22 protein-coding genes are annotated in these 24,213 nt (G+C 63.8%); 6 read left to right on the top strand and 16 right to left on the bottom strand.

Translation table 11 applies throughout. From position 1 onward, the window contains the following. Nucleotides 1–191: 191 nt before the first annotated feature. Together MHM88_RS00115 and MHM88_RS00120 are read left to right on the top strand one after the other, a co-directional pair. Nucleotides 192–1,562: an amidase gene (locus MHM88_RS00115; protein WP_239358845.1), complete on the top strand. Its 1,371-nt coding sequence runs from the start codon at nucleotides 192–194 to the stop codon at nucleotides 1,560–1,562. Nucleotides 1,563–1,611: 49 nt separating this feature from the next. Next, on the top strand, nucleotides 1,612–2,412 hold the full coding sequence (locus MHM88_RS00120; RefSeq protein WP_239358847.1) for a DUF2189 domain-containing protein: 801 nt from the start codon (nucleotides 1,612–1,614) through the stop codon (nucleotides 2,410–2,412). Between the two features lie 4 nt (nucleotides 2,413–2,416). Here MHM88_RS00120 and MHM88_RS00125 read toward each other — a convergent pair whose 3' ends face one another. Further along, entirely contained in the window at nucleotides 2,417–3,217 is an 801-nt protein-coding gene (locus tag MHM88_RS00125) for a helix-turn-helix domain-containing protein (RefSeq protein WP_239321935.1), read from the bottom strand. 178 nt (nucleotides 3,218–3,395) lie between these two features. Between MHM88_RS00125 and MHM88_RS00130 the strand changes: the two genes are divergently transcribed. Next, on the top strand, nucleotides 3,396–3,812 hold the full coding sequence (locus MHM88_RS00130) for a hypothetical protein (protein ID WP_239321933.1): 417 nt from the start codon (nucleotides 3,396–3,398) through the stop codon (nucleotides 3,810–3,812). 431 nt (nucleotides 3,813–4,243) lie between these two features. Here the strand turns inward: MHM88_RS00130 and ilvN are convergent, their stop codons facing one another. From ilvN to MHM88_RS00150, 4 genes are all read right to left on the bottom strand, one after another. After that, a complete protein-coding gene (gene ilvN, locus MHM88_RS00135) occupies nucleotides 4,244–4,804 on the bottom strand; it encodes an acetolactate synthase small subunit (protein WP_239321931.1) in 561 nt (186 codons plus the stop codon). Between the two features lie 69 nt (nucleotides 4,805–4,873). After that, entirely contained in the window at nucleotides 4,874–6,625 is a 1,752-nt protein-coding gene (locus MHM88_RS00140; protein WP_239321929.1) for an acetolactate synthase 3 large subunit, read from the bottom strand. Between the two features lie 598 nt (nucleotides 6,626–7,223). Further along, nucleotides 7,224–7,868, bottom strand: a complete 645-nt coding sequence (locus MHM88_RS00145; RefSeq protein WP_239321927.1) for a response regulator transcription factor — start codon at nucleotides 7,866–7,868, stop codon at nucleotides 7,224–7,226. 31 nt (nucleotides 7,869–7,899) lie between these two features. Then, complete coding sequence (locus MHM88_RS00150; RefSeq protein WP_239358849.1) at nucleotides 7,900–9,348, bottom strand: cache domain-containing protein; 1,449 nt, start codon at nucleotides 9,346–9,348, stop codon at nucleotides 7,900–7,902. A 299-nt stretch (nucleotides 9,349–9,647) separates the two neighbouring features. Here MHM88_RS00150 and MHM88_RS00155 point away from each other — a divergent pair, with 299 nt between their 5' ends. The 3 genes from MHM88_RS00155 (at nucleotide 9,648) to MHM88_RS00165 (ending at nucleotide 14,192) form a co-directional block, all read left to right on the top strand. Next, nucleotides 9,648–10,733: a TRAP transporter substrate-binding protein gene (locus MHM88_RS00155; protein WP_239358851.1), complete on the top strand. Its 1,086-nt coding sequence runs from the start codon at nucleotides 9,648–9,650 to the stop codon at nucleotides 10,731–10,733. Nucleotides 10,734–10,873: 140 nt separating this feature from the next. Next, complete coding sequence (locus MHM88_RS00160; protein WP_239358853.1) at nucleotides 10,874–11,821, top strand: TRAP transporter small permease subunit; 948 nt, start codon at nucleotides 10,874–10,876, stop codon at nucleotides 11,819–11,821. A gap of 16 nt (nucleotides 11,822–11,837) precedes the next feature. Continuing rightward, nucleotides 11,838–14,192 (top strand): TRAP transporter large permease subunit, encoded by a 2,355-nt coding sequence (locus tag MHM88_RS00165; protein ID WP_239358855.1) that lies wholly within the window; start codon nucleotides 11,838–11,840, stop codon nucleotides 14,190–14,192. A gap of 134 nt (nucleotides 14,193–14,326) precedes the next feature. Here the strand turns inward: MHM88_RS00165 and MHM88_RS00170 are convergent, their stop codons facing one another. From MHM88_RS00170 to MHM88_RS00220, 11 genes are all read right to left on the bottom strand, one after another. Further along, nucleotides 14,327–14,722 carry a VOC family protein gene (locus tag MHM88_RS00170; protein ID WP_239322046.1) on the bottom strand — a complete coding sequence of 132 codons (396 nt, stop codon included), beginning with the start codon at nucleotides 14,720–14,722 and terminating at the stop codon, nucleotides 14,327–14,329. A 4-nt stretch (nucleotides 14,723–14,726) separates the two neighbouring features. Next, a complete protein-coding gene (locus MHM88_RS00175) occupies nucleotides 14,727–15,551 on the bottom strand; it encodes an arginyltransferase (protein WP_239321918.1) in 825 nt (274 codons plus the stop codon). Between the two features lie 239 nt (nucleotides 15,552–15,790). After that, nucleotides 15,791–16,222 carry an RDD family protein gene (locus MHM88_RS00180; protein WP_239358860.1) on the bottom strand — a complete coding sequence of 144 codons (432 nt, stop codon included), beginning with the start codon at nucleotides 16,220–16,222 and terminating at the stop codon, nucleotides 15,791–15,793. Between the two features lie 69 nt (nucleotides 16,223–16,291). Further along, on the bottom strand, nucleotides 16,292–16,753 hold the full coding sequence (locus tag MHM88_RS00185; protein ID WP_239358861.1) for a DUF2852 domain-containing protein: 462 nt from the start codon (nucleotides 16,751–16,753) through the stop codon (nucleotides 16,292–16,294). A 229-nt stretch (nucleotides 16,754–16,982) separates the two neighbouring features. Beyond that, nucleotides 16,983–17,486, bottom strand: a complete 504-nt coding sequence (locus MHM88_RS00190; protein WP_239358862.1) for a DUF995 domain-containing protein — start codon at nucleotides 17,484–17,486, stop codon at nucleotides 16,983–16,985. A gap of 268 nt (nucleotides 17,487–17,754) precedes the next feature. Beyond that, the gene (locus MHM88_RS00195) at nucleotides 17,755–18,657 is read right to left on the bottom strand and encodes a glycosyl hydrolase (RefSeq protein WP_239358863.1); all 903 of its coding nucleotides are present in this window, start codon (nucleotides 18,655–18,657) and stop codon (nucleotides 17,755–17,757) included. 32 nt (nucleotides 18,658–18,689) lie between these two features. Beyond that, nucleotides 18,690–19,013 carry a hypothetical protein gene (locus MHM88_RS00200; protein ID WP_239321908.1) on the bottom strand — a complete coding sequence of 108 codons (324 nt, stop codon included), beginning with the start codon at nucleotides 19,011–19,013 and terminating at the stop codon, nucleotides 18,690–18,692. A 298-nt stretch (nucleotides 19,014–19,311) separates the two neighbouring features. After that, entirely contained in the window at nucleotides 19,312–20,244 is a 933-nt protein-coding gene (locus MHM88_RS00205; protein ID WP_239358864.1) for a glycoside hydrolase family 26 protein, read from the bottom strand. A 1-nt stretch (nucleotide 20,245) separates the two neighbouring features. Then, nucleotides 20,246–22,135, bottom strand: a complete 1,890-nt coding sequence (locus MHM88_RS00210; RefSeq protein WP_370687442.1) for a glycosyltransferase family 2 protein — start codon at nucleotides 22,133–22,135, stop codon at nucleotides 20,246–20,248. Then, complete coding sequence (galE, locus tag MHM88_RS00215; protein ID WP_239358869.1) at nucleotides 22,119–23,120, bottom strand: UDP-glucose 4-epimerase GalE; 1,002 nt, start codon at nucleotides 23,118–23,120, stop codon at nucleotides 22,119–22,121. The genes MHM88_RS00210 and galE overlap by 17 nt, the downstream gene beginning before the upstream one ends. Next, complete coding sequence (locus MHM88_RS00220) at nucleotides 23,117–24,148, bottom strand: UDP-glucuronic acid decarboxylase family protein (protein ID WP_239359770.1); 1,032 nt, start codon at nucleotides 24,146–24,148, stop codon at nucleotides 23,117–23,119. The genes galE and MHM88_RS00220 overlap by 4 nt, the downstream gene beginning before the upstream one ends. Nucleotides 24,149–24,213 lie beyond the last annotated feature (65 nt).

Raw genomic sequence — 24,213 nt, forward strand, 5'->3', positions numbered from 1 at the left:
CCGGCGTTGGGCGTGGCAGCCCGCCCTACGGGCGGGCTGCGGGCGCGCGGGGAGATCGGACATCCGACAGGACCCGGGGTGGGCCCGGAGAGTTTCGGGGCTTTCCAGATGGTTATCCGCACCCTAGGCTTGGTTTCGGCAGGATCAGGAGGCCAGGATCAGGAGGCCAGGATCAGGAGGAGAGTGCGATCATGCTTTGCGACAGGACGGCCACCGCGCTTGTGCAGGACTTGCAAAACGGGGCGCTGCGGGCCGAGACACTCATGGAGGCGACGCTTGCGCGGATTTCCGAACGCAATCCGGAGCTGAACGCCATTGTCGCGCTGCGCCCGGCCGAGGATCTGATGGCAGAGGCCCGGGCGGCGGACGCGGTGCCGGTGGCAGAGCGCGGCGCGCTGCACGGCATCCCGATGGCGATCAAGGATCTGGCCAACGCACGGGGGCTGGTTACCTCTCAGGGATCGCCGATCCTGGCCGGGCAGGTGGCGGAGACGGACGACATCTTTGTCGCGCGGCTGCGGGCGGCCGGGGTGATCGTCATCGGCAAGACCAACACTCCGGAGTTTGGCCTCGGGTCGCATACCTACAATCCGGTCTATGGCCCGACCGGCAACGTGATCGATCCGACGCGGTCGGCAGGCGGGTCCTCGGGCGGGGCGGCGGTGGCGCTGGCAGCGGGCATGGTGCCGCTGGCGGATGGCTCCGACATGATGGGGTCGCTGCGCAATCCGGCCGGTTGGAACGCGGTCTACGGCCTGCGTCCGACCTGGGGCTGGGTGCCGTCGGAGCCCGCGGGAGACATGTTCCTGCATCCGCTGTCCACCAACGGTCCGATGGCGCGCACCCCGGCGGATCTGGCGCTGTTGCTGGATGTGATGGCGGGCGGGGACGCCAGATTGCCGCTGCACAGGGGGGCGCGGCCCGTGCAGCCTCTGCGCAGTGATGCGCCGCTGCGACTGGGGTGGCTGGGAGACTGGGGCGGGGCCTACCCGATGGAGCCCGGGGTGCTGGAGACCTGCGAGGCGGCGCTGGCGCGGTTCGAAGCGCTGGGGCACAGCGTCACGCGGGTTGCATCGCCGTTTCCGGCCGAGAAGCTCTGGCAGAGCTGGACCACGCTGCGCTCCTTTGCGGTGGCGGCCGGGCTGCGACCGCTTCTGGCGCAGCGCGACCAGTTGAAAGCGGCCGCCTGCTGGGAGCTGGAGCGCGGGATGTCCTTTGCGGCAGCGGAGATCCAGGCGGCGTCGGATCTGCGTGCGGCATGGATGCGCGCCGCGGCCCGGATGTTCGCGCAATATGACGCGGTGCTGCTGCCCACGGCCCAGTGCTGGCCGTTTCCCGTCGACTGGACCCATCCGCAGCAGATTGCCGGGGTGGAGATGGACAGCTACCATCGCTGGATGGAGGTTGTGGTGCCGGCAAGCCTGATCGGCCTGCCGGCCCTGGCTGTGCCCGCAGGCCGGGGGGCGGCGGGCCTGCCCATGGGGATGCAGATCATCGGCGCGCACAACAGCGACGCGCAACTATTGGGACTTGCTGCGGCCTATCATGCCGCGGCATCCTGACAGGGACCGAGGGCTAAGCGTGCGGCATCAGCAACGGGCGGAGGCAAGGATGACAGAGACAACCGGAGCAGTTCAGACCGACCCGCGGCCAGCGGGGGTGCCGGCGCTTGGGCCGGTGACCAAAGCAACCCTGCGCCAGGCCCTGGTCAGCGGCTGGACGGATTTCCGCAACTGCCCCCGGTACGGGCTGATGTTTGCAGGGGTCTATGTGCTTGCCGGCTGGGTCATGGCCTGGATCACGCTGCAGACCGAAACCAGCTACTGGCTGGTGCTGGCGGCGATCGGCTTTCCTCTGATCGGGCCCTTTGCGGCGGTGGGCCTTTACGAGGTCTCGCACCGTCTGGAGCAGGGGCAGGCGCTGGATGCGCGGGGTATCTTTGGCGTCATTCTGGCGCAGAGCGGGCGGCAGCTGCCCTCGATCTGTGCCATAATCGTGGTGGTCTTCATGTTCTGGTTCTTTCTGGGGCACATGATCTTTGCGCTGTTCCTCGGCCATATGCCGATGGTCAATGTCTCCACTTCGATGGAGGTGTTCCTGACGTTTCAGGGGCTGAGCATGCTGGCGGCGGGAACCGCGATCGGTGCCTTGTTTGCGCTGTTGATCTACATGATCACGGTGCTGGGGCTGCCGCTGCTGCTGGATCGGGAGATCGATTTTGTTACCGCAATGATCACCAGTTTCGCCTATGTGCAGGCCTATCCGGTGCAGATGCTGGGCTGGGCGGTGCTGGTGGCGGTGCTGACGTTCCTGGCGCTCTTGCCCGGGTTTCTGGGGCTGCTGCTGGTGCTGCCATGGCTCGGGCACTCCAGCTGGCATCTCTATCAGCTGCTGCGCGACAGCGCCGCGTGACGCATCAGCGAAACGGCGTGCCCAGCTGCAACAGCCGCTTGTGGAAGGGAATGATGTCCGGTGCGCTGGTAAAACCGCATCCGCGCGCCGCGGCAATGGCGGTGCTGACGTCATTGCCAAGATATTCATAAATCATCCGCAGCACCCGTTCGCCGCTCTCGCTTTCGCGGATGGTGCGGGCGACATAGCCGGTCCAGAGACTGTTTTCGGCGGCAGAGACCCGGGCGAGATAGTTGAAGGAATAGGTCAGCGTGTTGCGGCGGCTGAGCACAAAGGCCACGCCGTCCTCGTGACAGGTCATGTAGCCGCGGTATTCGCGGGTGGGGCCGTAGGTGGACAGCCCCTGAAAGCGCATGCCGGCGCGCGGCTCATAGCCCTTCACATAGGTGATCCCGTCGATGCGGTGCACATGGACGATGCCCAGAACAAAGCTCTCTTCGCTGATGAAGCTGCGGCGGGTGAACCGGTAGAAGCCGGAGGGGAAGACATCCTCGGTGACGCGGGTGATGCCGGTGTCGAAGAAGTCCTTCAGGTAATCGCTGTGGACCACATTGCCCTGCGGCGGGGCAAGGGCCTGCACGGGATCGAGCAGGATACGGGCGTCAACATCGAAGAAACTACAGATCCGGTCCAGCACGTCCGGCCGCGGGAAACTCTCGCCCGACAGGTAGCGATTAAACTGTGTGCGATTGATCCCCAGCCTGCGTGAAAGTTCCGAAATCGACGGGTAGTCGCGGGACAGGCTGCGCAGATTGTCCCCGAACACTGTCCTCAATTCGGCGGGAGATCGGTTATGTTTCAACATGTTTGTTCCGCAAAATGCTGGCTGGCCCTGAACTGCATCAAGATGTGACGCGAATTGGATGCAAATGAGCTCTATGTGACGCTTAATAGTATCAATGCAGACACAAATTGCAATTCCCTATTCGACAGTTTGGGATGTTTGAGACTTCCGAATTGACGCACAATGGAGTCGGAAAAGCATGGGGAATGCTATGATCGGGGTTGTCGTCTGGGCCGATACCGCCAAGAACAAGGCGGTTATCTGGTGTGAAGATCAAAGAGATTTGGCGTATTACCTGCGTCCGTCGGAGGCGCGGGAGGGCTGTGTTCCGAACAAGGGAGACCTTGTGGAATTCGAGACCCACTACGAGGGCAATATGCGTATTGCGGAGAATGTGATGGTTCTGGAAGCCCAGACCCAGAGCACGCTTGCGGATGCCCTGCAGGCCGGAGAGCGATGGAACCGACGCGACAGCAATGGCTATCGCGGTGCACAGGTTGCGACCCTCTCGGTGCCAGAGCGTGGGGAGCGGTCCGAACTTCGCCGCAAGCCGGCACAGCGGCAGGAGCGCGAAAGCGCCACGATTCTGTCCTTCCCGGATCGCATGCGGGCCTGAGGCCTGAAGGGCTGTTCCCGGCGCAACCGTCTCGCTGCCAGAGTGCGGCGGGGCAACCCGCTCCGCCTGTGCCATCCGGTCCCTATCGGGCCGTGAGGAGGGGGGCGTGACGCGGCACAGCGACAGTCGTACCCGGAGTAATGTCATCAGCACGAGCGTTTGTGGGAGTGGCGCTATCCCAGCCAATCGCGGGACGTTGGTAACGAGCATAGGCTGCAAGTCAGCGCCGCTCTAGACGCCACCGTTCTGTCGCGAGGGCTTGGCCATCAACAGACGGGTCAAAGTGACCTCAGCCCAATGGGACGCATTTCGGAGACCAAAATGGAAAAAGCGCATCAAAGGATGCGCTTTTTTCAGGTTTCAGCCTTGGTCTGAGGCGACCAAGGCCGGTGGGGCAGGCCGCGGATGTTGGCCGCCCGGGAGAAGGGGCGTTATTCGCCGCGCAACAGCGCCGCCACGCCGGTTCGCGCGATCTTGGTCAGGCCAAGCGGGCGCATCAGATCGGCAAAGGCATCGATCTTGTCCGGGGTGCCGGTGATCTCAAAAATGAAGCTGTTGAGCGTGGTATCCACCACTTTGGCGCGGAAGATATCCGCAAGCCGCATGGCTTCGACGCGTTTTTCGCCTTCGCCGACCACTTTGACGATGGCCAGTTCACGCTCCACAAAGGGGCCCGCCACGGTGAGGTCGGTGACCTCATGCACGGGCACGATGCGGCCGAGCTGCGCCTTGATCTGTTCAATCACCTGCGGCGTGCCGGTGGTGACCACGGTGATGCGGCTCAGATGCCCAGTGTGGTCGACCTCGGCCACGGTGAGGCTGTCGATGTTGTAGCCACGGCCCGAAAACAGCCCGATGACGCGCGCCAATACGCCGGGTTCGTTTTCCACCAGCACGGTGATCGTGTGCCGCTCCTGCACGTCGGAGAAATTCGGGCGCAGGTTATAGGCGGAGTGCTTGGTAGCACCTTTTTTGATGTGTAGGGCAGACATGTCAGTCCCTTTCCTCGAAAAATCGGGGCGAGGCGCGAGCGGCGCGCCTCGCAAGCAAACCTCAGATGATCAGACCAGAACCGCGCCGCCGGATTGGATCACGCCCTGCGTCTCGGCCGCGCCCAGCAGCATTTCGTTATGCGCCTTGCCCGAAGGGATCATCGGGAAGCAGTTCTCGTGTTTTTCCACCAGGCAGTCAAAGATCACCGGCCCGTCATATTCGATCATTTCCATCAGGGCATCATCCAGATCCGCCGGATCGGAGCAGACAATCCCTTTGGCGCCAAAGGCTTCGGCGAGTTTCACGAAGTCGGGCAGCGCTTCGGACCAGCTGTGGGAATAGCGCTCGCCATGCAGCAGCTCCTGCCACTGGCGCACCATGCCGAGGCGCTCGTTGTTGAGGATGAACTGTTTCACCGGCAGGCGATACTGGGTCGCGGTGCCCATTTCTTGCATATTCATCAGCCAGGAGGCTTCGCCCGCCACGTTGATCACCAGCGCATCCGGATGGGCGATCTGCACGCCGATCGACGCCGGTGTGCCATAGCCCATGGTGCCGAGGCCACCGGAGGTCATCCAACGGTTGGGGTCTTCAAAGCCCAGGAACTGCGCCGCCCACATCTGGTGCTGGCCCACCTCGGTGGTGATGTAGCGATCCCGGCCCTTGGTCAATGCTTCGAGGCGCTCCAGAGCATATTGCGGCTTGATGGTCTTTTGAGAGCCGGCATAGGTCAGGCAGTTCACCGCGCGCCATTCCGAGATCTGGCCCTGCCATTTTTCAAGCGCGGCCCGGTTGGTCTTGCGCCCGCGGCTCTTCCAGACCTTGAGGATGTCCTCGAGCACATGGGCCACGTCGCCGACGATCGGGATGTCGACGCGGATCACCTTGTTGATCGAGGAGGGATCAATGTCGATATGCGCCTTTTTCGAGTTGGGCGAGAAGGCGTCGATGCGGCCGGTGATCCGGTCGTCGAAGCGGGCGCCGATATTGATCATCAGGTCGCAGTCATGCATTGCCATATTGGCCTCGTAGAGACCATGCATGCCGAGCATGCCGAGCCATTGCTCCCCGGACGCGGGATAGGCGCCCAGCCCCATCAGGGTCGAGGTGATCGGAAAACCGGTGGCCTCCACCAGTTCGCGCAGCAGCTGGCTCGCGGCGGGGCCGGAGTTGATCACGCCGCCGCCGGTGTAGAACACCGGGCGTTCGGCCTTCTCGATGGCGGCAACCAGCTCGGTGATCTCCTCCATGTCGCCCTTGACCACCGGCTGGTAGTGCGAGGCGGAGGGTTTTGGCGGCTGGTAGCTGCCAGTGGCGAACTGCACGTCCTTGGGCACGTCGATCAGCACCGGGCCGGGGCGGCCGGAGGTGGCGACGTGAAAGCCCTCGTGGATGGTGGCGGCCAGGGCGTCGGTGTCCTTCACCAGCCAGTTGTGCTTGGTGCAGGGGCGGGTGATGCCGACGGTGTCGGCCTCCTGGAAGGCATCCGAGCCGATCATGAAGGTGGGCACCTGGCCGGTGAGAACCACCAGCGGGATGGAATCCAGCAGCGCATCGGTCAGGCCGGTCACCGCATTGGTGGCACCGGGGCCTGAGGTCACAAGCACGACGCCGGGCTTGCCGGTCGAGCGGGCATAGCCCTCGGCGGCATGCACCGCGCCCTGTTCGTGACGGACCAGCACGTGGCGAATGTCATTTTGCAAGAAGATTTCATCGTAAATGGGTAGGACAGCGCCGCCGGGGTAGCCGAATACCGTGTCCACGCCCTGATCCTTGAGGGCTTGAACAACCATTTTTGCGCCGGTCATTTCACGTGTCATCTGCTTTGCTCCAGTTCACGACATCGTCTTTCGTCTGTGTCGCCCCGAGGCCGATCTTGATGGCGTCGGGCGCGGCGGGTTTGGCATAAAAAAGCCCCCGATTTTGAGGATCGGAGGCGCATGGGTTTGATTATGGTCTACCGTCACCGGCCCATGCGCGTGTGTCCTACGATTACGACTAGCTGTGCCATCGTCAGAGGCTCCTTCATGCGTTCCGGGGCGACATTATGGGCGGCGGCGCGGAGGGTCAACCGCAAAAATGCCGATTTGGAGGGGTGGTGTGGCGTTTTGTTTCTCTGCGGTGGGGATTTCGGACATTTTTGCCAAGAACGGGCCGGGGTTTTGAAACGCTGGCGGGGCGACGGTTGCTCAGCGGGGCGCCTGCGGCGCACAGGTTCAGCAGCGCCTGTGCGCTGCCGGTTGCGAGGCGCTGCCTCGCGCTCCGAGGTTTTTGGGAAAAGGCGAAGGGGCGGACGGAGGGGCCGCCGGGCGGCAGCCCGGCGCCGGGCCCAACGGGAGCGGATCGGCCACGCCGGTCCGGCGACGGGCGGGAGCGCCCCCGTTTCGGGACGCACTGCCGCCTGCGCCGATACCGGGCTCAGATGCCGCGTCCGGTGCCCTGCAACACGCCGTGTTCCAGCGCGTAGCGGGTGAGGCCGGCGGTGGAGGAGATCCCGAGCTTGCGCTTGATGTTCTTGCGATGGGTTTCCACCGTGCGCACCGAAATATCGAGTGCGATAGCCACTTCCTTGTTGGATTTGCCCTGTGCCAGTTCCAGCAGGATGGTCTGTTCGCGCCCCGTGAGCGCCTCGCGGTTGCTGCCGGTGCCGGGCGACAGCGATCCGGCGGCGCCGGTGCACAGGTACTGTTCGCCGCGCATGACCGCGTCGATGGCGGTCTTGATCTCTTCGGGCTGCACGTCCTTCAGCACGTAGCCCACCGCGCCATGGCTGAGGGCGGTGGAGATATATTCCGGGCTGTCATGCATCGACAGGATCAGCACCCGGGTTTCGGGACGGCGTTCGAGGATGATCTCGGTGGCGCTGAGGCCGCCGACATCGGGCATGTTGAGGTCCATCAGGATCACATCCGGGGACAGATCCTCGGCCCGGGCGATCGCCTCGCGGCCGCCGGAGACCGCACCGACCACATCGATGTCGGCATAGCTTTCCAGGATCGACTGAATGCCTTCGGCGACCATCGGATGATCGTCGACGATCAGGATGCGGGTAATGTTCTGCATGATATGTTCCTCGCTCCCGGTCTGGACCGCGTCAGGGCAGGCGATGGGCCGCGACCTCGTCGCCGGGGGGCAGCAGGTGGCTCAGCGACAGGCTGGCCTCGATCACCGTGCCGCTGCCGCTCTTGCCGAGGGTCTTGCCCGGACCGGCGTTGCGAGATGACAGAATGCGCAGGGTGCCGTCAAGCTGTTCCATCCGTTCCTGCATGTTGCGCAGCCCGATCCCGGCGCCGCTGCGGGCCTGCTCCGGGGGCAGCCCACTGCCGTTGTCGGTGATTCGCATGGTTGCGCCCTTGGCATGACCGCGCAGATCCATGGTGACGCGGGTGGCTCCGGAATGGCGTTCGATATTGGTGAGCGCCTCCTGCGCGACGCGGTAGAGGGCGATCTTTGCTTCCTGGTCCAGACGGTTGCGGAACACCACCGTGGTGAACTCGGTGTCGATGCCGGTGCGGGTGGCAAAGTCATCGGTCAGCGCCTTCAGCGCCGGGCCGAGGCCGAGGTCATCCAGCACGCCGGGGCGCAGGTCGCGGCTGATGCGGCGCACTTCGGTGATCGCGGTGGCCAGCCCGTCGACGCCGCGATCCAATGGCTGCGCCACCGCGTCATGCTCGCCGCGCGAAATCCGGCGTTTCACGGTCTCCAGCGCATAGCGCACCCCGACCAGCAGCTGGCTGATGGAGTCGTGCAGTTCGCGCGCCACCCGGCCGCGCTCCTCTTCCTGGGCATCAAAAACCCGCTGGGTCAGCTCCTTCAGCTTGGCATCTGCCAGCCGCCGCTCGCGAATGTTCAACAGCATGCCGGAGGCAAAGACCAGGATCAGCGCCACCAGGGTGATCGCCCCGATATAGAGAAAGGTGCGCCGCACGCGATTTTCGACCTCCTGGCGCGAGCTGGCGATCGAGGCGAGGACATCGTCGATGAACACGCCGGTGCCGACGGCCCATTGCCAGTCCTGCAGCCCGACCACATAGGCGATCATCTGCGCTTCTTCGCCGGTGGAGGGTTTCTCCCACATGAAACTGTGCCAGCCTGCGCCCTGGCGGGCGATGTCGATGAAGGTGTCGACGATGGGCACCCCATTGCCGTCGGTCAGCCCCGACCAGTTGCGGTTGATGAACTCGGTCTGGCGCGGGCTGACCAGATTGGTGCCGTCGTAGTCGTAGACAAAGAAGAACCCATCCTTGCCATAGATCATCGCGCTCAGGGTCTGGGTCACCTTTTCCTTGGCGGCCTGGTCATCGGGGGCGGCGGGGCCGTAGATATGCATGAAGCCGTTGCGGGCCTGGGTGACATAATTGCGCAGCTCGGCCTTCTTGGCCTCGATCAGCTGCCGCTCCAGCACCTGGATCTCGCGCTCGGCCATCGAGCGGGACTGTATCGCCACCAGCGCGGCGATGCACAGGCCCGCCACGATCAGGGGCAGGGTGGCCAGCAGTGACAGCTTTTGTGCGTAGTTCGGACGAAACAGGCGCCGGATCATCGTGTGGTCCCGAATATGGCTCTTTGGGCGGGCGTGCGGGGTGCGTTTCGAATCGTTACGGCACTGGCGCGCGGAATCAAAGCCCGGAAACCTGTCGGCCTTGTGTGATCGCCCCGAACGGGTGGGTCCAAGTTGTGAATGACAGCGATCCGAGTGAAAAAAATCGCCGTTTCTACGTAGTACTTGGTATTCACATGTTTCACGGGCAGGGTAGGGTTGTGCCACTTCAAGAAGGCCGCGCGAGGAAGGGCGCACAATCGTGTGTCGGAGCGGCCAATACGTTTTGGGAGGAAAAGAACATGGATCGTCGATCCTTTCTGAAGACATCTGCTATGGGCGGCTCCGCTGCTGCCGCATCCGCCGCGCTGGCGGCTCCGGCCTATGCGCAGGGCAACCGCACCCTGACCATGGTCACCACCTGGGGCCGTGGCCTTGCCGGCGTGCATGACTCCGCACAGCGTGTGGCCGACAGCATCACCGCAATGACCGACGGCGCGCTGACGGTTGACCTCAAGGCCGCAGGCGAACTCGTCGGCGCGTTCGAGGTGTTTGACGCCGTGACCGCCGGTCAGGCCGACATGTATCACGGTGCCGACTACTACTTCGTCGGTCAGCACCCGGCCTATGCGTTCTTCACTGCCGTGCCCTTTGGCATGACCGCGCAGGAACTGGCGAACTGGTACTATCAGGACGGCGGCATGGAGCTGCACGACGAGCTGGGTCAGATCTTTGGTCTGAAATCCTTCCTCGGCGGCAACACCGGCGCGCAGGCCGGTGGCTGGTACTCCAAGGAGATCAACAGCCCCGACGACTTCAACGGCCTTAAGTTCCGCATGCCGGGTCTTGGCGGCAAGGCGCTGGGCAAACTGGGCGCCTCCGTTCAGAACATCCCGGGCTCCGAAGTGTATCAGGCGCTGTCCTCCGGTGCGATCGACGGCACCGAGTGGATCGGCCCCTGGGCGGACGAAAAAGCCGGTTTCCAGGAAATCACCAAGACCTACTACACCGCGGGCTTCCACGAGCCGGGTGCGGGTCTCTCTGTTGCGACCAACCGCGACGTCTTCGAGAGCCTGTCGCCGGCGCATCAGAAGGTGATCGAGATCGCCTCTGCCGAAGCGCACCAGTGGAACCTGAGCCAGTTCCTCGCCAACAACGGTGCGGCGCTGCAGCGTCTGCAGGCCGGTGGCGTCAAGGTCATGGAATTCCCCGACAGCGTCTGGGATGCCTTCGGCAAGGCGTCGATGGAAGTGCACCAGGAAAACATGGGCGACGATCTCTACAAGAAGATCTACGACAGCGCCATGGCGTCGATGAAATCCTCCTCCGCGTGGATCAACACATCGTCCGGCACCTATGTGGCACAGCGCGACCGCGTTCTGGGCTAAGGTCCCACGACACGCCTGAAACGGATCCCCCGCGTCTGATGCGGGGGATCTCTTTTGCACTCGCGGTCTGATGCGCCGCGTCGCCGGACCTGTCCGATGAAAGACGCGCCCGACCGCCTGCCTGACCTTCCGGGGGAGCCATGCAGGACGACATGAGTATTTCCTTTTTCGGCGCGATCGGCGGCTTCCTTTGGTGGCTCGCCTCGAATGTTTTTGGCGCCTTCTACAATCTCGGCTATGCCGTCACCCATCCCGAGCTGTGGCTCGACTGGCTGACCTGGGCGGGCACCACCGAGGACAAGCAAGCGGTGATGCGCTTTGTCTACTACGGGGGCTCGGTCGAGTTCTTCTTTGTGGTCTTTACCACATTCCTGGTGCTGACAGGCGTCGGGATCTATTTCCGCGGCTTCATGTGGGGCATGGTGCGTGCGCTTGAGGGCTTTGCCAACGGTCTGGGCCGTTTCTTTGCCTGGGCCGGACTGTTGATGGTGGTTCAGCAGATCATCATCGTGTTTATGCAGCGCGTGTTTGCCCGCCCGGACATGAGCTTTGGTCTCGGGATTGCGCTGGAAAAAGACATCTCGTGGTTCGCCGAAGAGCTGAAGCTCTATAACGCGCTCGTGGTGTGTTTCTGTGTCACCTACACCTTTGTGCAGGGCGGCCATGTGCGGGTGGACCTCGTTTATGCCGGGATTTCGCATCGGGCCAAACGCGTGGTCGATATGGTCGGCTCGCTGATCTTCATGATGCCGGTTGCGGTTCTGACGTGGATGTACGGCTGGTTCTTCCTGTGGCGTCACCTGATCGTGCCGAACCCCTCGGCCTCTGATGCCCTGGATCGTCTGGTGATGAAGGCCCGCGCGCTGCGCTGGAACGTGGAAACCATCGGGTTCTCGCCCAACGGCTTTGACGGCTATTTCCTCTTCAAGATCCTGCTGGTCGCCTTTGCGGGCCTCGTGTTCCTGCATGCGGTGGCGTTCTTTTACCGCTCTTTCCTCGAGTTCATCGAGGGTGAGGAGTCGGAAGGGAAATACCTCGACAAGGACAGCCTTGGCGCAGGCGAAGAAGCCTATGAAGGCGCTCATTAACTAAGGGACAGCACCCATGCTATTCGGACTTGATGGCGTCGAAATCGGCCTGATCATCGTCTTTCTCTGCCTCTTCGGGGGCATTCTCTCGGGCTTTCCGGTGGCCTTTGCCATCGGCGGCGCCGGGGTCATCTCCTTTGGGATCATCGCCGCACTGGACAGTGCCGGTCTGCTGATCCACCAGGCCATTGACACCTCCAGTCAGGCCTACCGCGATATTGTCAATTCCGGCGTGAAGCCCGACGTGATTTCCGTGTTCCGATACCCGGAGTTGCCACGGATCGGCGAACCCGTGTTCCCGCAGGGCTGGGAAGTTGCGATGGACCGCAACGTGTCCTTCATCGTGAACCGGATCAATGAGCGGGTTCTGGCAGGCGCATCCATTGAAACGCTGCTGGCGGTGTTGATGTTCGTCCTGATGGGCATCACGCTTGAACGCTCCAAGATCGCAAACGATCTGCTGACCACCATGGCGCGCGTCTTTGGCCCGCTTCCGGGCGGTCTGGCGGTGTCCATCGTGGTTGTGGGCGCGTTTCTTGCGGCCTCCACCGGGATCGTGGGCGCAACCGTTGTGACCATGGGCCTCTTGGCCCTGCCGACCATGCTGCGCAACAACTACTCACCGGAGCTTGCGACGGGTGTGATCGCGGCATCAGGCACCTTGGGACAGATCATTCCGCCTTCCATCGTGATCGTGCTTCTGGGCACGCTGGCCGGTGATCTCTATTCCACCGCGCAGGAAAACCGGGCGCAGGAAGCGGGCTGTACGGACGCGCTGACCTATCTCGGTGAGCCTGCGGTGGTGTCGGTGGGCACGCTGTTCCAGGCGGCCCTGCTGCCGGGCATCATGCTGGCGCTTCTCTATGCGCTCTATGCCTTTGGCTATGCGCTCCTTAATCCGCACAAGGCACCTGCGGTGCAGATGGGGGCGGCCAATGAGGAGCCGATCACCCGCGGCGAAAGCCTCACCTGGTTCCTCGGCGTTCCGGCAGCCCTGATTGTCGGCACCGTGCTCCTGAGCAGCATGAATATCGTCGGCAGCCAGAACATCACCGTCTCGGCCTTCTCCGACGCGGGGCAGACTGCAAGCCTGCGCACCAATGTGGGGCCGGAGTGTCAGGCGGCGATGATCGACCTGCATGGTCAGGCGGCCTGGGATGCGGCCGTGGCGGAACAAGCCGAAATCGACGCCGCCGGCGGCGTGGAAGAGGCGCATAAGCTGTCGGAAGAAGAGCTGACCACCGCGCTGGAGCAGAAGATCGGCAATGCAGCCCCCATTGGCTCCGGCATTGCGACGATGATCGTGCTTCTGGGTCTGACGCTGGCGGTGGGCCGTGGGGTTGCCCCCTCGCGCGATGCCAAGCCGCTGATCCTTGGCGCCATTGGCCTCTTGCTGCTGGCGCTGGTGGATGTGCTGGCGATTTCGCCGACCACCTCGGCCTCGGCCACGGTGGCGTGGATGCTGTTGCCGACTGCGCTTGCGCTTTATGGCTGCAAGGAAGCGGCGGCGCGCTGTGCCCGCAATGATCTGATCCGGGTGGTGTTCCCGCCGCTGGTTCTGATCGTCGCGGTGCTGGGCTCGATCCTGGGCGGGATCACCAACCCGACGCCGGCTGCGGCGCTAGGGGCCGGTGGGGCGATCATGCTGGCAGCCTATCGTCGTCTGAAGGACGAGGGCCAATCCGGCAATATCATCATCTGGGCCACCTTTGCGGTGATCCTCGCGATCCTGACCGGCGTGAATTTCGATCTGCGCATCAATCAGGACGTGGTGCCGGCAGAAAGCTATGCGGCGTTCTTCTTTGCCTATGCCTGCTACCTGTTTGCGCTCTTTGGTCTGCTCTACGGGATCTGGGTGCTGTTCCGGGGCGGGGTGATGACGCCGATCGTGCGCGAAACGGCCAAGGTCACCTCGATGGTGTTCACCATCCTGATCGGCTCGCAGCTGTTGAACCTCGTGGTGATCTCCTTTGGTGGCGAACACTACATCCAGCAGTTCCTGAAGAGCTTTGACAATGAGCTGACGGTGTTCCTGATCGTGATGATCGTCTTGTTCATCCTTGGCTTTGTGCTCGACTTCCTGGAGATCATCTACATCGTGATCCCCATTGTCGGGCCGGTGATCTATGGCGGATCGTTCGACCCCAAATGGGTGACGATCATGGTGGCGGTGAACCTGCAAACCTCCTTCCTGACGCCGCCCTTTGGCTTTGCGCTGTTCTACCTGCGTGGGGTGGCGCCCAAGGAGGTCACCACCGGACATATCTACCGCGGGGTGCTGCCCTTCGTGCTGATCCAGGTGGTGGGGCTGTCGATCCTGTGGTTCTTCCCGTCGATCGTGACCCTGGTGCCGGCGCTGATCCCGAACTGATCGGACACTCCAACCAAACGGAAAAAGGCCCCGCTGCGGCGGGGCCTTTTGCTGTTCTGAGCCAGGCTCGGGGCGGTGCCCCTCGCGGCCGGCCGCCAATGTTGCGGATCTGCGGGCGGCGGCGCGGTTCGGGGTCAGGTGAACTGGATCAGGTCCCAGCGGTTGCCGAAGGGATCCCGCCAGACTGCAACGGTGCCGTAGGGCTCATGCCGAGGCGTTTCTTCGAAGCGCACGCCTGCGCGTTGCATGGCGGCATGGTCGCGGGCAAAATTGTCCGTGGCGAGGAACAGGCCGACGCGGCCGCCGAACTGGTTGCCGATGGCGGCCTGTTGCTGATCCCCGTCGGCGCGGGCCAGGATCAGGCTGCCTTGCCTGTGATCGGCTGTGGTGCCGGGGGGCTGGATGCGCACCCAGCGTTTATGGCCCTGATCCACATCCTCCACCAACTGCCAGCCGAGCGTGCCACAGTAAAAGGCGATGGCCGCGTCATAGTCCGGTACGACGAGGGAGACTGCGTGGAGATATTGCAGGGGGTTACCTCTTGGAGGGGTGTTTGCCTTGCGGCAGCTGGATATTGGCCACCTGTTCGGCAATCGGCGCCGTGCACAGCGGGTGCTCTTGTGCGGCGAATGTTTCGGGGTCCTTCAGCGGCACCCATTCGCCGCCGAAATAGACCTCCAGCCCCGAGAAGTTGGCCTTGTAGCCCATCTTCTGGCTGCCGGGCACCCAGTAGCCGAGGTAGATATAGGGCAGCCCCGCCTCGCGCGCGATCTCGATATGGTCGAGCACCATGAAGGTGCCGAGCGAATTCTGCGGCAGGTCGGGCGTGTAGAAGGAATAGACCATGCTGAGCCCGTCATCGAGCACATCGGTGAGCGCCACCGCGATCAGGGCATTGGTGTCCGGATCGGTGTATTCGACCACACGTGTCCGCACCGGGGTTTCCTCGACCATGGCGGCATATTCGAACACATCCATATCCGCCATGCCGCCATCCGCGTGGCGCTGGTCCAGATACTGGCGGAACAGCGCGTATTGATCTTCGGTGGCCCAGGGCGAGGTGGCGCGCCGTTCCAGGTGGCGGCTGCGGTTCAGGGTCTTGCGCTGGCTGCGGGTGGCGCGAAAGGCCTCGACATTGATGCGCGCGGACATGCAGGCGGAGCAGTCGGAACAGGAGGGGCGATACAGCACATTCTGCGAACGCCGAAACCCCTGCTGGCTGAGCGAGTTGTTCAGCTGCTCCACCCCGTCGCCTTGCAGCGCGGTGAACAGCTTGCGCTCCATCCGACCCTCCAGATAGGGGCAGGGCTGCGGAGCCGTCACATAGAACTGGGGGGCGATCGGAAGGGTGTGGCGCATGCGGGAGGTCGTGGGCTTTCTGGTCTGTTTTGGTGTGAGACTGTCGTGATTGAAATGGGTTGGACTGGTCCGGGGGGCTGATAGCACCTCGGGTATTTATGTGATGATAACAACAGCCTCGTTCCAGACAAGTGGCGATGTGAAAAATGGATTAACGCGAATGGCCCCCACACGCGCGCAGGCGGCGGGGGAGGCAGGGGCGGGCCTGCGGCGCAGACCTGCCATGACGGAGCGTGATGCTAGGCGCGCCGTTTCAGCATCACGGTTCCCAGCATGTGATCGCTGAGCCCCTGGCCCCGGGCGGTTGTCAGCATCAGCAGGATGGAAATGATCTGCAGGACAGGCACCGCCATCGACACCGTATAGCCCACCGTATGCAAGAGCGCGCTACCGCTATCGAGGCGCGCGCCGGAGTATTCGCGCAACTCGATGCCGCAGAACCGCATACCCAAGGTCGCCGAGCCATTGGCCAGCGTCGCCACCCGGTAGACAAACCCCACCGTCAGATAGAGCGCCGGCCAGACCAGCAGGCCGACAAAGGCGGTAAAGGGCACGATCACGGCGGCCATGGCAAAGATCAGAACGGAATCGATCAGGAAGGCAAACAGGCGCTTTGGCGCGACGCCAGAGTAGAACTCGGCCTGGATGTCAGGATCGGGGAGGGCGGTCATACGGGGCTCCTGCAAGATCTCAGAGGGAAAGGGCCCGGCCCCGGTGGCGGGGCAGGGCGATGGTGTCGATCAGGCCTGGCTGGCCGGGCGCGTGGCCGCGTCGTCGTCTGTGGCCTCATCCTCGGACTCGTCGCCGGCATGGCGGGCGCGCTCATCCATGAACTGGTCGAACTCGGCCTTGTCCTTGGCGGCGCGCAGCCGGGCGAGGAAGGCTTCGAAATCGCTCTGTTCCTGCTCCAGACGGGCCAGCGTGTCGGCCTTGTAGGCGTCAAACGCGCTGTTACCACTGGATTTCATCGCGTGAAAGCCGCGATGCATATGATGGGACCGTTTGCGGCAAGAGGATTTGAACATGCGTTTGCTCCAGATCATATAGGCAAGAAGGGCGAGGCCAACAGGCCAGAAGAAGATGAAACCGAGAACCATCGCTGCGATCCAGGCGCCCTTGCCCTTGGAATCCAGCCAGGCTTCGCTTTTGGCCAGCCACCCCTGATGCGGGGTCGGCGGCAGGTTGGTCGTGTAACTCGTCATCTGTCTCTCCACGGTGCTGGGGTGATGTTGTGTATGTAAACATCATTTACATCACCGATATGTGCAGTCGGGTGGTCGCCTTCAAGGGTGTATGTAAATGTTTTTCACATTTACTTTGAATTTGCGCGCGCGCAGCCGGACAGAGTGCCTCGCGCCGGCTGCGTCAATCCCATGTGAGTTTGATTTTATGTATATTTTTCAGGGAGATGTGCTGGCGTCCTCACGCGGATCACTCGGTCGAGGCCACCAGTCCCATTTCTGCGGCGAGAGCACTATGGGTGCTGCTCACCTGGTCTCCGGGTGACAGCGGGGCGGTGGAATAGGGAAACCAGGGCCCGTTCAGACCGCCGGTGGTCGACCACATGGTGCCCTTGCGATCAACGCGGAACCGGGTGCAGGTCTTGACGCGGCTGCGTTCGACGCCGAAATCCTGACGCCAGGCCCAATCGGCCTCGTAGCACATGCGGCCGCGGTTGGTGGCATACCAGCGCCCGGCGCCAATGCTGCCTTCCGCCTGGTTGACCGCCACAAAACGACCGTCCGGCGCCCAATAGGCCCCGGATCCGCCGCCCCAGTCGGCGGATTTCCCGGCAAACATGCGATAGACATAGTCCGGTGCAAGCGGCGCCGAGTTGTCCGGGTCCGGCATCTCGGCACGGGTGTCGGTGGCAGAGAGCACAAGGCTCCCCACCACCAGCAAAGAGGCACTCAAAACGGCATTCGGGATACTCATCAACCATCCTCCAAACAGCGCCTGTATGGAAAACAATAGACAATGCTCCTCTCGTCACATGGCGCGTGAAATACGACGCATGTGCCGCGAAACCTGCTCCGTTTCGCGCCCGCCAGTGACATGAAACCCGAGAACGTCATGCCGCTGGAGATTTGGGAGATCTTGTTTTGAGCGTGGCACAAAACCAATGTAAAATCAACAATAACAGTTTGAAAACAAACAAGGAGGACAGGGCGGTGCGGACCCGCCTGCGGCGGGGGTATTGCCCCTATTGCAGGGCGGAGAGGCGCGGTCCGCGGCTGCGGATCGCCTTCAGATAGGCCGCCCCCACCGGGGTGGGCTGCAAGGCGTCGCTGACCAGGTTGATTTCGGGAACCCGTCCGTTCCAGGGGTAGGGGTTGGCGGCGAACCAGGCGTAGCGTTCGACAAAGGCAAGCCCGTCCATCATCCGGCTGGCCTCGCGGGCAAAGCGGGCATTCTGGCGATAGCTGGCACGGGCGGGTTGGCGCCAGTCGATATGGGCAAACTCGGTTACCCAGATCGGGCGGCCATAGGTGCGATGCACCGCGATCAGCCAGTCGCGGAACGCCCGCACGTCGCCATCGGTGGAATAGTAATGCACCGCCATGAAATCGACGCGCAGCCCGCGGGCCTCCACCTGTTGCATGAACCGCTGCTGCCAGCTGCCCGCGCCCAGGGTCTGGCCCTGGGTGGTGGCGGGGCTGCCCAGGCGCAGGCCGTGCGCTTCGAGCCGGGGCCAGAGACGGAGCGCGCGTTTGACGCTCAGTTTCGCCTGATGCGCACCGCTGCCGCCGTCCGGTTCATTGAACCCCAGCAGGGCGCGGGGCCGGGGCTGGCTGCGAATGGGGTCACCGACGTTCTTTGCGCTGTGGATCATCGGCACGAATTCCACGGATCGCGGAACGGGCGCGGGCGTCCAGAGCGGATCCGCCCGCCAGTTGTAATACCATTGCAAGCCCGGCTGCCGCTCGATCCAGGACATCATGCCGTAATCGGAATTCTCCCAGGCGCCGACCCCGGCCTGTTGCGCCCGTGACGCGCTGGGGCTGGCCGCCATCATGACCAGCGCGACCAGCAGCAGGCCAGCCATGTGCGAACAGCGCGCCGCAACAGCGGACTGGCGCAGAGAGAGCCGGGGAGCGTATCGCATATCCTGTTTCGCGCGTAGCGGCCGAAGCCGGATCAGTTGGCGTAGCAGCGGGAGCGCTGCCCGAACCCGGCGGCAGAGCAGATATAGCTGCCGCTGCCGACCTGACGCACGGGGCGGGTGGTCTTTGTCGGTTTGCGCGGCGGGCTGCTCAACAGGTTCAGATTTGCCGTGGCCACACGGATCTGCTGTGGCGCGGCCTCGCCCTTGGCGGAGTTTGCCTGCGCCCCGGTCGGGGCGAGGATCGCGGCGCCGACCGCGAGCAGCGCCGGAGCGATACCCTTGCGGACCAGATGCCGGGCGGATGTGGAAAAGAAGAATGCGCGTGAGGTCACGCACGCAAATGCGAGTCTTGCCATGTTCACTGCCTCTTTATGCCCGGTTCCGGGCGTTATGCTGCCTTCGGGGTCGAACCCTGGGCGCAGATTAGCAAACTGGAAAAGGGCCGACAAAACCATTGTCGCCGCGGCAGGCTAATATCGCGTTAACCCAGATGAACAGGAGCGGGGAGGCGCCACCCCTGTCTGCATTCCGGTGCCGGTCCGCGTCGGGGCCTTGGCTAAGTGCCTGAAACACGAAGACCCGCCAGGGGCGGGTCCTCATGGGGTGTTGGGGCAGGTCCATGTGCGGAAACCTGCCGATGTTCGGGGTGAGGCGTCACTCTCCCAGCGCGGCCTGCACCTCGCCCAGGGTGTTTTGCGGGAACCGCCAGTCCGGCAGGCCATAGCCATCGGGCCAGGGGTAGACCTCTTTTTGGTTGAAATAGACCACGGCCTGGAGTTCCGGATAGTCCTCCAGATCCTGGCGCACGGTCTCGTTCCAATCCGCTACATAGTCCGCATCGCCCACATAGCCGAGCTCGGCAACCACGATCGGCAGGTCGAATTGCAGCGCCCGCTCGTAGCGGGGCTTGAAGATGTCGTGAAAGCTCTGCTCCGCGCCGAGGATTTCCTGTTCCCAGGCTTGCAGCCCAAAGACCGACAGGCCGATGACATCGACGTAATCATCCCCGGGATAGAACTCGGCCAGCGTCTCGAAGCCGAGGGGCGACCACATGAAGTCAAATCGATCCGAGGTCTCCCGGCAGATGTCGACGACGCGCTGATAGGCGGCGATATAGGTCTCCGGCCGCCATTGCGCCCAGATGAACTGACCCGAGGTGTCATCCATTTCCTGCGCCCAGCGGATGGTGACCGGAGAGTCGAAATCCGCCAAGGTGCCGCAGATGGCGCGCAGGTTGCTGTCATAGCTGCCGTCGAAGATCCCCTCGATCAGCGCCGTGGCGGTGTTGCGCTCGCTGCGGCTCCAGGTCCAGGGCTCGATGGTGACAAGAACCGACCGGCCGCGTTCCTGTGCATAGGCGTCCGCCTCCAGAAGCGACGGCAGGAAGATGTCCTCCCAGGGCAGGAACAGATGTTCGATCTGCACGTCCGGGTCATCGGAAAATCCGCCGGTTGGATCATAGGCGCCGAACGGCAGGTCGCCGGGTGGGGCTGCGGCTGCCACCAGCGGCAGCACGGCCAGCGCCGCGCCGCCGACGACAGCGCCGAGAACGCCGCGATGCATCGGGCTTTGCTTTGGCTGGGTCATGTCACTCCTCCGGGGTCAATGTGTGGCTGCGATCCCGCCAATGGGGATCAAAGATCAGGATGGGATCGCCGGGCGCGCCAAGCCCGGCACCTGCGACGGCATATTGCACGCGGATCAGCGACAGGGGCTCCAGCCCGGTGCTCAGCGCATGGGTGCTTTCAAGTCCGCGGGCGGATACGGCGGCCATCAGCACCCCGGCGAGCCCGTAGGGCAGCAGGGTCTTGGCCGCATCGCGCAGGTCAAAAGGCTCTGACCGGGCGCTGGCACCGCGGTAGTGGTGAAACACCATGACGCCGGTGATCACCGTGTAGATCATACCATTGATTGCCGACAAAAGGTAGAAGCCCTGCGCCTGTGCCACATCGTCCACCAGCAGCACCGGCACCAGACAGCCAAGCGCCAGCGCCGCATAGGTCAGCACGATGCGCCAGGGCAGGCTGGACTGCGCGGCCTCTCCCTTCGGGGTGATGCGGAAGTCGACAAATCCGCCGCTCAGCGTGTCGCGCAGCGCCATCACGCAGCCGCACAGCACCCAGGGCCATTGCAGCACCAGGAACAGGGCTTTCTCCCAGGCGATCACCTTGCCATCGGCGGGGCGCAGATAGCCGTCGCCCTTCAGCAGATAGACCAGCAGTGTCAGCACCAGCGCCTGCGGCGCCAGATGACCAATAAAGGCGGGAAAGGTGACTTCGGCGTAGCGGATGTCAAAGAGGATCGCCACGATCGGCATCAGGTAGAACAGGGTCATGAAGCCGGCAATCAGCGGATAGAGCAGCTGGCAGAACAGGAATTGCAGCTTCAGCCGCAGCGGCAACTGCGCCAGGTAGCGCGGCGTGTATTGCAACAGCAGCGTCACCAGGCTGCGCGACCACTGGAACTCCTGGGTGCAAAGATCGGCAATATTGGCCGGACCATCGCCCACCGCGATCGCGTCAAGCGCATGCACGCCGCGCCAGCCGCCCGCGTTCATCAGCAGGGTGGTGGAGTGGTCCTCCGCCAGCTCCGGTCCCAGCCCGCCGATGTCCCGCAGCGCCCGGGTGCGCACCGCGTAATGCGAGCCGATGCACATCGGCGCCAGGATCGCCGCATAGCCGGACTGGAAAATCCCGTGAAAGCTCGCCTCGGTATAAAGACGCGTGCGTGCGGCCCAACTTTGATGTGCGTTCTTGGCGCAGATGCTCGGCGCGCTCACATAGCCCACAGTCGGGTCGGCGAACCCGCGCAGGATCTCCGCCAGATAGGTGGGGCGCGGCACGTGATCGGCATCCAGCTGAGAGACGAAATCATAGCGCGCATAGCCATAGGTGTCGTAGAAATAGGCCAGGTTGCCCTCTTTGCAGCGGGTGCGGCGTGGCCAGGTCTTGCGATGATAGTCGGGGCGGTTCTGCCGGCTGGAGATCCGCACGCCATTGGCCTCGCACCAGGCGATGGTTTCGGCGTCCGGGGCCTCATCCGCCAGCCAGGTGTCATGCGGATAGGTCTGATGCAGCATCGCCATCAAGGTGGGCTTCAGCACCGACAGCGGCTCCGATGGGGTCTTGGTCACCACCATGGCCACCCGGGTGCGATCCGCATCCGGCACGGGACCGGTCGGCTTGCTGGCCCGCGGGAACACCGCGATAAAGAAACATTGCAGAAAGCTCAGCCACGCCAGCGCCAGGGTGGTCAGCCAGTATTGCGGCCCGCTGGCGGCATGCTCCGGGCGCAGCCACCAGCTCCAGAAGAACACCAGCCCCATCGCCCAGAGCAGGATCATCACCCGGTTGCGCCACCGCTGGCGCGGCGACCACAGCGATGTCAGGCTGCGATCCGGTGGCCCGGGCTGCGCCGCTCCCGGCGGGCGCGGGCCAGAGGCCGCGATGGGGGCGATGCTGTCAGGCCGGGATGTCATCACGCACCTCCAGTCCAAAGCTGGCCGCCGCATCGCGCAGGATCGTGGGCAAGGTGGAGTGCTGCGCGACAAACCCAAGTCGGGCGCGGGCCAGGCCGGGATCGGCCACCAGCACCGGCGGATCGCCGGCGCGTCGCGGCGCCGCCTGCCAGCGCGGCTTGCGCCCGCTGAGGCGCTCGATCGCGCTCAGGATGTCGAGGATCGAGTGCCCGTGGCCGGTGCCCAGGTTCACCGTGAGATCCTGGCGCCCCTCCAGCAGCCACCGCATCGCAGCGACATGGGCGTCGGCCAGATCGCTGACATGGATGTAGTCGCGCACGCAGGTCCCGTCGGGCGTGTCGTAGTCGGTGCCAAAGACCTTGAGGCCCGGACCGGTGCCCGCCGCCGCCATCAGCGCCAGCGGGATCAGATGTGTTTCCGGGTCGTGGCGCTCGTGCAGTTCGCCCTCGGGATCGGCGCCGCAGGCGTTGAAGTAGCGCAGCATCGCAAAGCGCAGCCCGGTGGCCGCGGCGGTGTCGCGGATGATCTGCTCGCAGATCAGCTTGCTGCGCCCATAGGGGTTGATCGGCGCCTGCGGCTGGTCCTCGCGGATCGGTTGCCGGGTCGGGATGCCGTAGGTGGCGCAGCTGGAGGAAAAGACGATCTGGCCGACGCCGCAATCCTGCATCGCCGCCAGCAGCGCCACGGTGCCGCAGACGTTGTTGTCATAGTAAAAGCCGGGCTTCTGCATCGACTCGCCGACATAGGCGGCGGCGGCGAAATGCATCACCAGCCGTACCCGATACCGGCGCAGCACGTCGCGCAGGGCGCGGCGGTCGCGGATATCGGCCACTTCCAGCGGCCCCCATTTCACCGCCCTGCGGTGACCGGTGCGCAGATTGTCCAGCGCCACCGGCAGATACCCGGCCGCGGCCAGCGCCTTGCAGGCGTGGCTGCCGATGAACCCGGCGCCGCCGGTCACCAGGATTGCGGGCCTGTCACTCATATCGCCACCTGGCTCTTGTGCCCGTCAAGCGGAGCGGTGGTGCGGAAGTAGGCCAGGGTTTCCTTCAGCCCCTCCGCCAGCGAGACCCGGGGCTGCCAGTTCAGCTGCGCGCGTGCGGTGCTGATGTCGGGGCAGCGCTGGCAGGGGTCATCCTGCGGCAGCGGCATATAGCTGATCCGCGAGCGCGCACCGGTCAGCGCCAGCACCTTTTCGGCCAGCGCCGCGATGGTGAATTCCTCCGGGTTGCCGATGTTCACCGGCGCGCTGAGCCCCCGGGGGCAGTGCATCAGGGCAATCAGCCCCTCCACCAGATCGTCCCGGTAGCAGAACGACCGGGTCTGCGCGCCGGTGCCGTAGATGGTGATCGGCGCCCCGCGCAGGGCCTGGGTGATGAAGTTCGACACCACGCGCCCGTCGTCGGGGTCCATGCCCGGCCCGTAGGTGTTGAAGATCCGCGCAATGCGGATGTCGACCCCCCGGCACAGGTGGTAGTCGTGGAACAGGGTCTCCGCCGCCCGTTTGCCCTCGTCGTAGCAGGAGCGCGGCCCGATGGTATTGACGTTGCCGTGATAGCTCTCTTGCTGCGGGCTGATGGCCGGGTCGCCATAGACCTCCGAGGTGGAGGCCTGGAGGATGCGCGCCCCATGGGTCAGGGCCAGTTCCAGCAGGTTGATGGCACCGCTGACGCTGGTGCGCATGGTCTGGATCGGATCCGCCTGATAGCGCGGCGGCGAGGCCGGGCAGGCCATGTTGTAGATCAGCGAGACCGGACCGGGCAGGCTGACCGGCCGCACCACATCATGTTTGATGAAGTGAAAGCGGGCATGCGGGATCAAATCCGCCACATTGGCCATGCGCCCCGTCGACAGGTTGTCCAGGCAATAGACCCGATAGCCCTTCTCGATGTAGCGATGGCACAGCCATGACCCGAGAAACCCCGCGCCGCCGGTAATCAGAACCGATGTTTGTCGTTTTGGCTGGGACGCGTCAGGTGCAAACGGGTGATACCCTTCACTGACGTCACTTATATAGTTCACAACGAGTGCTCCTCTGCACAAGGGCAGGAATTCGTCATGCACTACTCGAAATGGCC

Source organism: Epibacterium sp. MM17-32 (assembly GCF_022348205.1).
Taxonomy (GTDB): domain Bacteria; phylum Pseudomonadota; class Alphaproteobacteria; order Rhodobacterales; family Rhodobacteraceae; genus Epibacterium.

Bases quoted from the DNA above. Each gene is read 5' to 3' on its own strand.
- MHM88_RS00130 (WP_239321933.1), top strand. From the start codon at position 3,396: ATGGGGAATGCTATGATCGGGGTTGTCGTCTGGGCCGATACCGCCAAG.
- MHM88_RS00180 (WP_239358860.1), bottom strand. From the start codon at position 16,222: ATGACCGCCCTCCCCGATCCTGACATCCAGGCCGAGTTCTACTCTGGC.
- MHM88_RS00120 (WP_239358847.1), top strand. From the start codon at position 1,612: ATGACAGAGACAACCGGAGCAGTTCAGACCGACCCGCGGCCAGCGGGG.
- MHM88_RS00190 (WP_239358862.1), bottom strand. From the start codon at position 17,486: ATGAGTATCCCGAATGCCGTTTTGAGTGCCTCTTTGCTGGTGGTGGGG.
- ilvN (WP_239321931.1), bottom strand. From the start codon at position 4,804: ATGTCTGCCCTACACATCAAAAAAGGTGCTACCAAGCACTCCGCCTAT.
- MHM88_RS00210 (WP_370687442.1), bottom strand. From the start codon at position 22,135: ATGACATCCCGGCCTGACAGCATCGCCCCCATCGCGGCCTCTGGCCCG.
- MHM88_RS00125 (WP_239321935.1), bottom strand. From the start codon at position 3,217: ATGTTGAAACATAACCGATCTCCCGCCGAATTGAGGACAGTGTTCGGG.
- MHM88_RS00115 (WP_239358845.1), top strand. From the start codon at position 192: ATGCTTTGCGACAGGACGGCCACCGCGCTTGTGCAGGACTTGCAAAAC.
- MHM88_RS00145 (WP_239321927.1), bottom strand. From the start codon at position 7,868: ATGCAGAACATTACCCGCATCCTGATCGTCGACGATCATCCGATGGTC.
- MHM88_RS00195 (WP_239358863.1), bottom strand. From the start codon at position 18,657: ATGCGATACGCTCCCCGGCTCTCTCTGCGCCAGTCCGCTGTTGCGGCG.
- MHM88_RS00160 (WP_239358853.1), top strand. From the start codon at position 10,874: ATGCAGGACGACATGAGTATTTCCTTTTTCGGCGCGATCGGCGGCTTC.
- MHM88_RS00165 (WP_239358855.1), top strand. From the start codon at position 11,838: ATGCTATTCGGACTTGATGGCGTCGAAATCGGCCTGATCATCGTCTTT.
- MHM88_RS00200 (WP_239321908.1), bottom strand. From the start codon at position 19,013: ATGGCAAGACTCGCATTTGCGTGCGTGACCTCACGCGCATTCTTCTTT.
- MHM88_RS00150 (WP_239358849.1), bottom strand. From the start codon at position 9,348: ATGATCCGGCGCCTGTTTCGTCCGAACTACGCACAAAAGCTGTCACTG.
- MHM88_RS00175 (WP_239321918.1), bottom strand. From the start codon at position 15,551: ATGCGCCACACCCTTCCGATCGCCCCCCAGTTCTATGTGACGGCTCCG.
- MHM88_RS00185 (WP_239358861.1), bottom strand. From the start codon at position 16,753: ATGACGAGTTACACGACCAACCTGCCGCCGACCCCGCATCAGGGGTGG.
- MHM88_RS00155 (WP_239358851.1), top strand. From the start codon at position 9,648: ATGGATCGTCGATCCTTTCTGAAGACATCTGCTATGGGCGGCTCCGCT.
- MHM88_RS00140 (WP_239321929.1), bottom strand. From the start codon at position 6,625: ATGACACGTGAAATGACCGGCGCAAAAATGGTTGTTCAAGCCCTCAAG.
- galE (WP_239358869.1), bottom strand. From the start codon at position 23,120: ATGAGTGACAGGCCCGCAATCCTGGTGACCGGCGGCGCCGGGTTCATC.
- MHM88_RS00205 (WP_239358864.1), bottom strand. From the start codon at position 20,244: ATGACCCAGCCAAAGCAAAGCCCGATGCATCGCGGCGTTCTCGGCGCT.